The 9658-nt window shown below is 66.1% G+C and carries 11 protein-coding genes and 1 pseudogene; 9 read left to right on the forward strand and 3 right to left on the reverse strand.

The window, feature by feature from the left end; genetic code table 11:
* From pdxA to MOV74_RS21365, 4 genes are all read left to right on the forward strand, one after another.
* Positions 1–683: 4-hydroxythreonine-4-phosphate dehydrogenase PdxA (pdxA, locus tag MOV74_RS21350; protein WP_246926370.1), on the forward strand; the 683-nt coding region annotated here is incomplete at its 5' end.
* Complete coding sequence (gene rsmA / locus MOV74_RS21355; protein ID WP_246926379.1) at positions 683–1543, forward strand: 16S rRNA (adenine(1518)-N(6)/adenine(1519)-N(6))-dimethyltransferase RsmA; 861 nt, start codon at positions 683–685, stop codon at positions 1541–1543. The genes pdxA and rsmA, both read left to right, overlap by 1 nt.
* Before the next feature lie 16 nt (positions 1544–1559).
* Positions 1560–2618: an alcohol dehydrogenase gene (locus tag MOV74_RS21360; RefSeq protein ID WP_246926385.1), complete on the forward strand. Its 1059-nt coding sequence runs from the start codon at positions 1560–1562 to the stop codon at positions 2616–2618.
* Positions 2619–2695: 77 nt separating this feature from the next.
* A complete protein-coding gene (locus MOV74_RS21365) occupies positions 2696–2932 on the forward strand; it encodes a hypothetical protein (RefSeq protein WP_309486819.1) in 237 nt (78 codons plus the stop codon).
* Positions 2933–2972: 40 nt separating this feature from the next.
* Here the strand turns inward: MOV74_RS21365 and MOV74_RS21370 are convergent, their stop codons facing one another.
* Complete coding sequence (locus MOV74_RS21370; protein WP_246926389.1) at positions 2973–3710, reverse strand: Crp/Fnr family transcriptional regulator; 738 nt, start codon at positions 3708–3710, stop codon at positions 2973–2975.
* 160 nt (positions 3711–3870) lie between these two features.
* On the opposite strand from MOV74_RS21370, the gene MOV74_RS21375 reads away from it, so the two are divergent.
* Positions 3871–4110, forward strand: coding sequence for a hypothetical protein (locus MOV74_RS21375; protein ID WP_246926390.1), 240 nt, complete (start codon positions 3871–3873; stop codon positions 4108–4110).
* 17 nt (positions 4111–4127) lie between these two features.
* Positions 4128–4829: a Crp/Fnr family transcriptional regulator gene (locus tag MOV74_RS21380; protein WP_246926393.1), complete on the forward strand. Its 702-nt coding sequence runs from the start codon at positions 4128–4130 to the stop codon at positions 4827–4829.
* Between the two features lie 32 nt (positions 4830–4861).
* On the opposite strand, the gene MOV74_RS21385 is transcribed toward MOV74_RS21380, so the two are convergent.
* Positions 4862–5086: a hypothetical protein gene (locus MOV74_RS21385; protein WP_246926394.1), complete on the reverse strand. Its 225-nt coding sequence runs from the start codon at positions 5084–5086 to the stop codon at positions 4862–4864.
* A gap of 89 nt (positions 5087–5175) precedes the next feature.
* Entirely contained in the window at positions 5176–5748 is a 573-nt protein-coding gene (locus MOV74_RS21390; RefSeq protein ID WP_246926397.1) for a cupin, read from the reverse strand.
* A gap of 267 nt (positions 5749–6015) precedes the next feature.
* Here MOV74_RS21390 and MOV74_RS21395 point away from each other — a divergent pair, with 267 nt between their 5' ends.
* The 3 genes and pseudogenes from MOV74_RS21395 to MOV74_RS21405 all read left to right on the forward strand — a co-directional run.
* The gene (locus MOV74_RS21395; RefSeq protein ID WP_246926398.1) at positions 6016–6897 is read left to right on the forward strand and encodes a GyrI-like domain-containing protein; all 882 of its coding nucleotides are present in this window, start codon (positions 6016–6018) and stop codon (positions 6895–6897) included.
* Between the two features lie 1199 nt (positions 6898–8096).
* Positions 8097–9437, forward strand: a complete 1341-nt coding sequence (locus MOV74_RS21400) for a caspase family protein (RefSeq protein ID WP_246926399.1) — start codon at positions 8097–8099, stop codon at positions 9435–9437.
* A gap of 26 nt (positions 9438–9463) precedes the next feature.
* Positions 9464–9658 (forward strand): annotated as a pseudogene (locus MOV74_RS21405) (hypothetical protein); the annotation flags it as partial.

The following is a 9658-nucleotide window of genomic DNA, read 5'->3' on the forward strand; positions in this document are numbered from 1 at the left end:
ATGTCCGCGAGGGCCGCGCCGGCGCCGTCGTCACCAATCCGATCGCCAAGAGCGTGCTCTACCGCGCGGGCTTCCGTCATCCCGGCCACACCGAATACCTGGCCGAGCTCGCAGCAGAGGACGGCCGGGTGCCGCAGCCGGTGATGATGCTGTGGTCGCCGCAGCTCGCCGTGGTGCCCGTGACCATCCACGTCTCGATGCGCGAGGCGCTGGCCCAGCTCACCAGTGAGCTGATCGTCTCGACGGTTCGCATCGTCGCGACTGAACTGAAATCCCGCTTCGGTATCGCGCGGCCGCGCATCGCGGTTTCCGGCCTCAATCCGCATGCCGGCGAGGACGGCTCGCTCGGCCACGAGGAACAGACCATTATCGCGCCGGCGCTGAAAACGCTGCGTGGCGACGGCATCGAGGCAAGAGGCCCGCTGCCCGCCGACACCATGTTCCACGAGGCCGCGCGCAGCACCTATGATTGCGCCGTCTGCATGTATCACGACCAGGCGCTGATCCCGATCAAGACGGTCGCCTTCGACGACGCGGTCAACGTCACGCTCGGCCTGCCCTTGATCCGCACCTCGCCCGATCACGGCACCGCCTTCGACATCGCCGGCACCGGCAAGGCCAATCCGGCCAGCCTGATCGCAGCCTTGAGGCTCGCAAGCCGCATGGCGGCTGCGACCACCTGATGAGCGCGATCGACGACCTCCCGCCGCTGCGCGAGGTCATTCGCCAGCACGCGCTGTCGGCGCGCAAATCGCTCGGCCAGAACTTTCTGCTCGACCTCAATCTCACCGCCCGCATCGCCCGTGCGGCAGCTCCGCTGGAAGACTCCACCATCGTCGAGATTGGCCCCGGCCCGGGCGGGCTGACGCGGGCGCTGCTCGCGCTCGGCGCAAAGCGCGTCATCGCCATCGAGCACGACGAGCGCGCGATCCCGGCGCTTCAGGATATTTCCGCGCGCCACCCTGACAGGCTCGAGATCGTGCATGGCGATGCCATGACCTTTGATCCGCGTCCGCTGCTCGATGGCGAGAGAGCGAAGATCGTCGCCAACCTGCCCTACAACATCGCCACCCAGCTTCTGATCAACTGGCTGACGACCGAGCCCTGGCCGCCCTGGTACGATCTGATGGTCCTGATGTTTCAGCGCGAGGTCGGCGAGCGCATCGTCGCGCGCGAGGACGAGGAGGCCTATGGCCGGCTCGGCGTGCTCGCCAATTGGCGCTGCGAGACCAAGATCCTGTTCGACATTGCGCCGTCCGCCTTCGTGCCGCCGCCGAAGGTCACCTCCTCCGTCGTGCGCCTCAAGCCGCGCGCAGAACCGCTGCCTTGCGATCGCAAAATGCTCGAGCAGGTCGCCGCCGCCGCCTTCGGCCAGCGCCGCAAGATGCTGCGGCAAAGCCTGAAGTCGCTCGGCGTCGATCCGGCGCGGCTTGCACAAGCCGCCGGCGTCGAGGCGACGCGGCGCGCAGAGACCATTCCCATATCAGGCTTTGTTGCCATGGCCCGTGAATTGGCCAATATACGGACCGAAACAGAGCGATAATTTCGGAGGAAGAAATATGGCGCTGATGCGCAGGCAGTCCCTGGTCAAGTTCGATGCGCCCTTGTGCGAGACCATCGTCGATACGCCGAAGCCGCAAGGACGTGAGGTGCTGGTGCGCATCGAGCGCTGCGGCCTTTGCCATTCCGACCTCCACATCCAGGACGGCTATGCCGATCTCGGCGGCGGCAAGAAGCTCGACACCACGCGCGGCATGACGCTGCCCTTCACGCTCGGCCACGAGATCGCCGGCGTGGTCGACGAAGTCGGCCCGGACGTCGCCGCCGGCCTGGTCGGCACGAAGAAGGCCGTCTTCCCCTGGATCGGCTGCGGCCAGTGCCGCGATTGCGCCAATGGCGACGAGAATCTGTGCGTGAAGCAGCGCTTCCTCGGCGTCTCCATCGACGGCGGCTTCGCCACCCACGTGCTGGTGCCCGACGCAAAATATCTGCTCGACTACGATCCGCTGCCCGTCAACCAGGCCGCGACGCTGATGTGCTCCGGCGTCACCGCCTATGGCGCGCTCAAGCGCCTGGTCGACCGTCCGCGCCAGCGCAACCTCTTGCTGATCGGCCTCGGCGGCGTCGGCATGATGGGCCTGTCGTTCGCGCAGGCGATGTTCAAGCAGCCGATCACGGTCGCCGACCTCTCGCCGGCCGCGCGCGACACTGCGCTGAAGAATGGTGCCGCCAATGCCTATGACCCGTCCGAGCCCGACGTGATCAAGCGCATCCTGAAGGAGACCGAAGGCGGCTTCGACGAGATCGTCGATTTCGCCGGCAACGAGAAGTCGATGGCCTTCGCGGTCGCCGTCGCCGCGCGCGGCGGCAAGATCGTGGTCTCCGGCCTGATGGGCGGCCAGTTCACGCTGCCGATGGTGCAGTGGGTCTACAAGCGCATGACCATCGAGGGTTTCATGGTCGGCACGCTGGCTGAGGCCCAGGAGCTGATGGCGCTGGCCCGCGCCGGCAAGATCAAGCCGACGCCGATGCGCGAGGAGCCGATGGGCGATGTCCAGAAATGGATCGACGAGCTGCGGGCCGGCAAGGTCGTCGGCCGCATCGTGCTGAAGAACTGACCCATCGCGTGCTGCGGGCCCGGCGCAAGTCGCGCCCGCTGCACGGAACGCCTTCGGCCCCGCTGCGTTGGCAGGGCATGTCCATTCGTTGCACCGTCGAAAGCGCATTCTTCATCGCCTGGAGCTGCCTGGAGCAGAGCGGCGAGCTCCGCTCGCCGGACGAGAGCGCCAACGTCATTCTCGACGCGATCGAAGCCCAGCTCAGGACCGGCGAACGCCGGCAGCTGATGCTCGCCAACAGGGCGATCGACGCCTACCGCGCGCATGCGGCGCAACACCGATCCTCGGGGGACCGCGAAGCCCGCTTCGGGTGATGATCACCGCCGCCCTCTCGACCCGCCAGGCCCGACGGCCTCACGTACGCGGCGGCGACTGCCGTTTCTGGTGCAGATAGGCCGGATTGAAATCGCCGAGCCGCTGCAAGTCGCGCCATTTCAGCACGATCAGCTCGCCCTCGCGCAGATCCATGGCTCCGCTGCGCCTGAGTTCGCCCAGTGTCCGGTTCACCGTCGCGATCGCCATGCCCAGCGTCTCGCCGAGCTGCGCCAGGCTGATCGGGATGCGGCAGCGATTGCCGCGGACGAGCTGCGCCGCGCGAGCACGGTAGAACAGCTCGCAGAACAGGTGTGCCATGCGCGCCTGCATTGGCCGGGCGCTGTTGTTGGTGATGGCCTCGCGAAAGATCGCGGCATCGAGCAGCGTCTCGCGCCAGACCGCCAGCCCAAAGCTTGGCCGCCGCCGGAACGCGATGAACAATTCGCGATGCGGGATAAAGGCGATTGAGGCCGCCCCCAGCGCGCTCAATCCGTGGTCCATCTGGTCGATGAACAGGCCCTGCGCATCCGGCAGGTCGCCGGTGAGATGGAACGCCAGATATTGCCGCCCACCGCCGCCCAGCAGATGGTAACGCGCGACCATGCCGGTGACGACCAGCACCGAATGTTCGGGTTTGTCGCCCTGACGGATGAAATCCTGGTTGGGCTCCAAATCGCGCAGCGTGAAGGTGAGCGCCCGGATTTCCGCAAGATCCTCCTCTGCGAGCGCTGTGTGCTCGCAAAGGTTCCGGATCAGCACGTCGTGGGCTTTTTCCATGGGGCCGCCAAAAATGGCGCCGGTTCTATCAAATGATCCGTCCGGCTTGGGTTCAGCGGACTAGAACGCGGTTCGGAGGCACAGGTTGCTAACCGGTTTGCGACCGCACCGAGTCGCATCCACCCCCGTCACCCCCCGACTGCGAACGAGCCGTCCCTTCATGAGCCCTACGACGATCCTGGAGCGCATCCGCAGCCTGTTCAGGTCGGATACGAGCGAGCACCTCGACAGCATCAGCGATGCCTTGGTCGCGGGCACGCTGAAGGAGCCGGTCCGGCCGATGTCCGATCAGGAACTCGCCCCCGCCATCCGCGAGTTCCGCTCGGCGCCGGTCTCCGATGGGTCGCGTGCAAAGCTCTCGCGGCGTTTCGTCGAGACGTCGGTGCCGCGCGACGGCTGAAGCAGCAAGCGAGGCTCATGCCGCATCCGAAGTTCATCGCGCGTCTGCAGGCCATCGAAAGCCTGTCCGAGGACGAACGCCGGCAGGTCGCCGCCCTGCCCTCCACGCTGCGCCAGGTCGCCGACGGCGAGATCGTGCTGCGCCAGGGCGAGGCCGCCTCGCGCTGCGTCTTCGTCGTGAGCGGCTTCCTCTACCAGGCCCGCATCGTCGGCGACCGCAGCCAGATCCTCGCGTTCCACGTTCCCGGCGACATGCCCTGCCTGCACACCCTGCTGGTCTCGCCGATGGATGCGGACCTCGTCGGCCTCGGACCGACCATCGTCGGCACTGTCGGGCACAGCCCGCTCCGGCAGCTTCTCGACGGCTCCCACCACCTGACACGCGCGTTCTGGCGCGAGACGCTGATCGATGCGGCCATCTCGCGGCAATGGATCGCCCGCCTCGGCGCGCAGGCGGCCTTGCCCAAGGTCGCGCACCTCATCTGCGAACTCGCCGCAAGGCTGGACGTCGTCGGCCTCCTCAACGACCGCTGCTTCCAGATGCCGATGACGCAGCGGCACGTTGCCGATGCCTGCGGACTGTCGATCGTCCACGTCAACCGCACCATCCAGGAACTGAGGCATCGGAGATTGATCGCCTGGGAGGGCAGCGAGATCGAGCTGCTGCAACCCGAGGAGCTGCGCGAGCTTGCCGATTTCAGGCCCGACTATCTGACGTGAGCGCGAATGCAAGGTCGCGGCCGCTCGACCGGCTACTTCTTCTTGTCGCCTGTCCTGCGTTGTCCGGCCGCGCCTTTGGTTTCAGGCTGGTTTGCCCGATTGGCATTCGTCCCTGTGGTGTCCATCGTCCCTCGCTCCGTGGCACCGTTGGTGTTTTCCGGCCTGTCCATGCCGGTCTGCGGAGCCGGCCCCGTATTCTGGGCAATGACCGGGCCGGACATGGCTGCAAATGCGACCGCGGCAATGAGCGCTTTCATGGGCATCTCCCTCGTCTGATAAAAGACGTTGCTGCAGGCGAGTTGTTCCGGCGTTCCGCCGTCGCGCGCGACTGCGGCGAAGCATCGCCTCACGATCGCGGTCGCACCGTCCGCCATGATCTGAGCAGCGGGCCGCCGGGTCCGGCGACCGGATCCGTCTTCGGCTTACGGACCTTGGCGATACGCTTGACGGCGTCGGGACGCTCTCGCGTGTCGGTGCACTCGTCGTAGGTCCCGTCCTGCGGGTACGCGCCGACGACGATAAAGTCCCGGCTGGATTCGATGAGGCGGTGTCCCGTGCCTGCGGGAAGGACCAGCACATCGCCGGCCTTCACGCTGAGGATCCGCCCCTTGATCCCGCCGCACTCGATTCTGGCCGTGCCGCGTGCCACGCCCATCACTTCGTGAATTTGCGAATGATAATGAACGAAGTCGTACACGGTGTCGCGCCACGACCGACCCCAGCCATTCGTATCGAACAGCGTGTCGATGATGACATCAGGGGGAAAACGCCGGCTCTTCAGGTTCACCGCGCCGCGATAGAGCAGCACTGGAAATTTCGGATTGTTCGGAACGATGCCGTCGTCGCGAAAATGCAGTTCTGCCGGTTTACGGGCCCGCACAAGCCCACGCAAAGTCGCCGCATCGGGATGGTGCTCCACCAGCTTCTTGGCGAAATTCTTCCTGATCCTTGATCGGCATGGCGTCTCCTCAGCCGCAATTTCAACGACGGCGGAGGCGAGAAGTTTCCAGGGCGGAACGGGGATGAAAGCGACCAGTCTGCAAACGCTCCCCTCCTGGTCGTTCATCCACAGTGCCCGTGGACGGCCCTTGGCGACGTTCGGCGACCCGTGGCAAAACCGCAAGATCGGTCGAGCACGTCGCGTCCGAAGTGCGCTTTAGCTGGTGCTGCCACGGAGAACGGAACGATGACGGCGGCGCTTCAAAACTACCATGCCCGGATGCAGCGGGTGCTGGATCACATCGACCGGCATCTCGACGACAATCTGGACCTGGATACGCTGAGCAGCGTCGCAGCCTACTCGAAATATCATTTCCACCGGCAGTTCACTGCAACCTTCGGGCTGTCAGTGCATCGCTATATCCAGCTCGCCCGCATGAAGCGCGCTTCATACCGGTTGGCCTACAGCGACGCCGAAAGCGTCACGGATATCGCGATGGATGCCGGCTACGACGCACCGGACGCCTTCGCCCGCGCCTTTCGGCAACGGTTCGGCCAATCGCCGTCGTCGTTCCGGAAGTCTCCCGACTGGGAGCCGTGGCTTGCGGCCTTCGGGCCTCTCGACAACGCGAGGAGCAAGCTCATGCAGAAGACCTTTACCAGCGACGACGTGACGATCCGCGATGTGCCGACGACGGCGGTGGCGATCATGGAGCATCGGGGCGACCCGGCGACGCTTCCCGCCACCATCCAGCGCTTCATCGCCTGGCGTAGAGCCGCCGGCCTGCACCCCAGCACAAGTCCGACCTTCAACGTCTGGCGTTCCGAGCGGCGGCCTGCCTCGCCCGCCGACTATAGCGTGGACCTCTGTGTCGGAACCGGCCAACCGATCGAGCCGAACGGCGAAGCGATCAAAGCCGGCGTGATTCCGGGCGGACGCTGCGCAGTGCTGCGCGTCGTCGGCAACACCGACAATCTGGAGCCCGCCGCGCTCTACCTCTATCGCGACTGGCTTCCGGCCAGCGGCGAGGACGCACGCGACTTCCCGATCTATTGCCAGCGGCTGAGCTTCGTCCCTGAGGTCGGTGAGCACGAGGCGACCGCGGATTTGTTCCTGCCGCTGAAATAGCGGCCTCGGGCGGGGGGCTTGCGAGGCCACGTCGATGTCATCCGCGAAGTGGCGGCTCGCCGTATCACGCGGCGGCCTCCACTCCGTCATTGCGAGGAGCTCTTGCGACGAAGCAATCCAGACTGCCGCTTCGGAGAGATTCTGGATTGCTTCGCTGCGCTCGCAATGACGATGGGCGAGAGCGCGCCCCGGAATGACCGACGGAGGCCGAGGCAACCGCGTGCGAGGCGTCGGGCAACACACCGAAACACCTCGTCAACCCCTGCCCGCAAAAACATTCCACTTTCCCGAATTTCGGATTTATGACATACACCGCTCATCCCGGCCCCTGCCAAAGGGGCGCTTCGCGATCGTCACGAGATGCGGGCCGGGCTTGCGGTGGACGCGGTAGCGCCGGCGCGACATGCATGATGACAGGGCGGGCAACCGTGAGTCCTCAGGCGACGCGATACGACCCGGCGCGGTCGCAGCGGTCAGGTTGGACATCGGGGGCGAGCACGCGCCAGCCCCTGACGATCCGGCCCGGTCGTCCGCGGACGGAGAAGTCGTGTGGTCCTGACGCCCGGGGTCTGTGCGTCAAGTCTCAGCGGTGATGTGGCGGCCCGACCGGGCACGCGCATCGATCATCCGCAAGGCGACGGGGGCAATAGTGCATCGCTCCCCGGGGAGAGCACGAAGGACACCGTTAAAACCATCCGCGCAGGGAAGGCCGGGCGACCGGCATCACCTGTGATCCACCCCGTGTGCATCTTCGTAGCGCACGGATCTCGGGTGCCGCCGGCGCCCGGCCTTCCCTGCGCCCTTTGGCCTTCATCGGGCGCCGAACGACAGCAAGCCTCGGGCGAAACGCGCCGCGAGACTGCGAAGGCGTGTCTGCCAGTAAGCTGAGAGTTGGAGAATGCCGACGATGCCCCTTGCTCCGTCATTGCGAGCGCAGCGAAGCAATCCAGACTGCCGCCCAGGAAAGGTTCTGGATTGCTTCGTCGCAAGGGCTCCTCGCAATGACGATGTGGAGAGAGGGAGCGCCACACTCGCGCTCTCGTGCCCCGGACGCGGCGCAGCGCCCCTTAGCGGTGCGCTGCAGAGCCGGGGCCGATGCCGCAACGGAGTCCGCAGCGCTGGGTCGCGCCTCCCCTTCACGCCGCTTTTCGCCTGGCTGCGGGGCTGTTAGACTGGCGCCATTACTTCGAGGAATTTTGATGCGCGCGAGGATTTTCAATCGCGTTTTGGGGCTGGCGGCGCTGGCGCTGCTTGTCGTCGTTGCGGAGCCGGCGTCGGCGGAGAAACGCATCGCGCTCGTGGTCGGCAACTCCGCCTACAGGAACATCACGCCGCTCGACAACCCCTCCAAGGATGCGCGCCTGATGGCGGAGACGCTCAGTGCGCTCGGCTTCACACTGGTCGGCGGACGCGCCCAGCTCGATCTCGACAAGGGCGCGATGGACATCGCCGTGCAGAGCTTCGGCCAGCAGGTCCAGGGCGCCGACGTCGCGCTGTTCTATTATGCCGGCCACGGCGTCCAGGTCGCCGGCTCCAACTACCTCGTACCTGTTAGCGCCAATCCGACGCGCGAGGCCGACGTCGATTTCCAGATGACCGACGTCAATCTCGTGCTGCGCCAGATGCAGGGCTCCGGCACCCGCCTCAATCTCGTCATCCTGGATGCCTGCCGCAACAACCCGTTCGGCTCACGCGGCTTGCGATCATCGGATGGCGGCCTTGCGCAGATGCGCGCGCCAGAGGGCACGCTGATCTCCTATGCCACCCAGCCCGGCAACGTCGCGCAGGACGGCAGCGACGGTCATAGCCCTTATACGAAGGCGCTGGCGACGACGATCCGGGTCGCGGGTCTCGATGTGTTTCAGACCTTCAACCAGGTGGGCCTCGCGGTGAAGCGCGCCACCGCGGGCGCGCAGCAGCCCTGGGTGTCGTCCTCGCCGATCGACGGCACCTTTTACTTCGTGCCGCCGACGCAAACTGCGCCGCCGCCGGTCGCGGCGATGCAGCCCGATCCCCTGCCGGCGGAGCGTCTGCGCGCCGATCCCGACCGCGTGCCCTTGCGCGATGCCGCGCTGCTCAGTGAGCTCAGCGAACGGCTCTACGAGCTCAATTTCGATCCTGATACCCCCGACGGCCTCACTCGCGCGATCACAAAACTCCAGCAGCGGATTTCGATGGCGCCGAATGGGGAGCCGACCGAGGGCTTGCTGCTGCGCATGCGCAAGATGGAGGATCTCAAGCCCTGGGGCTCGATCGTCTATGGGCCCGACAACAGCAAATGGGGCATCTCGTGGAATCACGCCTCGCGGCGCGCGGCGGTGGCGGATGCGCGCGGCAATTGCGCCGGCACCAAATGCCCGATCGAGCTCTCCTTCTACGGCAGAAGCTGCGGCGCCTTCGCGATCTCAGACAAATCCTGGTCGCTGGTCCAGCGCGAGGGCGTGCAGCGCGCCAGGGATGCCGCGCTTGACGAATGCGGCAAGGCTGGCAAAGCTTGCCGCATTATTGGATCCGTCTGTGCGGACGGATCCGGCCGCTGATGCCTTTTTCATTTTGGATTGTGATCATGCCCAACGCCGCCGTGCGCACGACTGGCCTCGCCTTCGTCCTGAGCCTCGCCTTCTCCCTCCCTTCCGCCTTGGCCCAGTCCGGCAGCTCCGGCGGCTCGATCGGCAATGACGAGAAATCGCTGTCCGGCTCGCGTTCGGATCGGTCGGCCGAGCCGGCCCCGTCCGCCCGCCGGAGCAAGTCGGCCGAGGAG

The sequence above is a fragment of the Bradyrhizobium sp. SHOUNA76 genome (assembly GCF_023006445.1).
Lineage (GTDB): Bacteria > Pseudomonadota > Alphaproteobacteria > Rhizobiales > Xanthobacteraceae > Bradyrhizobium.

Bases quoted from the DNA above. Each gene is read 5' to 3' on its own strand.
- rsmA (WP_246926379.1), top strand. From the start codon at position 683: ATGAGCGCGATCGACGACCTCCCGCCGCTGCGCGAGGTCATTCGCCAG.
- MOV74_RS21360 (WP_246926385.1), top strand. From the start codon at position 1,560: ATGGCGCTGATGCGCAGGCAGTCCCTGGTCAAGTTCGATGCGCCCTTG.
- MOV74_RS21365 (WP_309486819.1), top strand. From the start codon at position 2,696: ATGTCCATTCGTTGCACCGTCGAAAGCGCATTCTTCATCGCCTGGAGC.
- MOV74_RS21370 (WP_246926389.1), bottom strand. From the start codon at position 3,710: ATGGAAAAAGCCCACGACGTGCTGATCCGGAACCTTTGCGAGCACACA.
- MOV74_RS21375 (WP_246926390.1), top strand. From the start codon at position 3,871: ATGAGCCCTACGACGATCCTGGAGCGCATCCGCAGCCTGTTCAGGTCG.
- MOV74_RS21380 (WP_246926393.1), top strand. From the start codon at position 4,128: ATGCCGCATCCGAAGTTCATCGCGCGTCTGCAGGCCATCGAAAGCCTG.
- MOV74_RS21385 (WP_246926394.1), bottom strand. From the start codon at position 5,086: ATGAAAGCGCTCATTGCCGCGGTCGCATTTGCAGCCATGTCCGGCCCG.
- MOV74_RS21395 (WP_246926398.1), top strand. From the start codon at position 6,016: ATGACGGCGGCGCTTCAAAACTACCATGCCCGGATGCAGCGGGTGCTG.
- MOV74_RS21400 (WP_246926399.1), top strand. From the start codon at position 8,097: ATGCGCGCGAGGATTTTCAATCGCGTTTTGGGGCTGGCGGCGCTGGCG.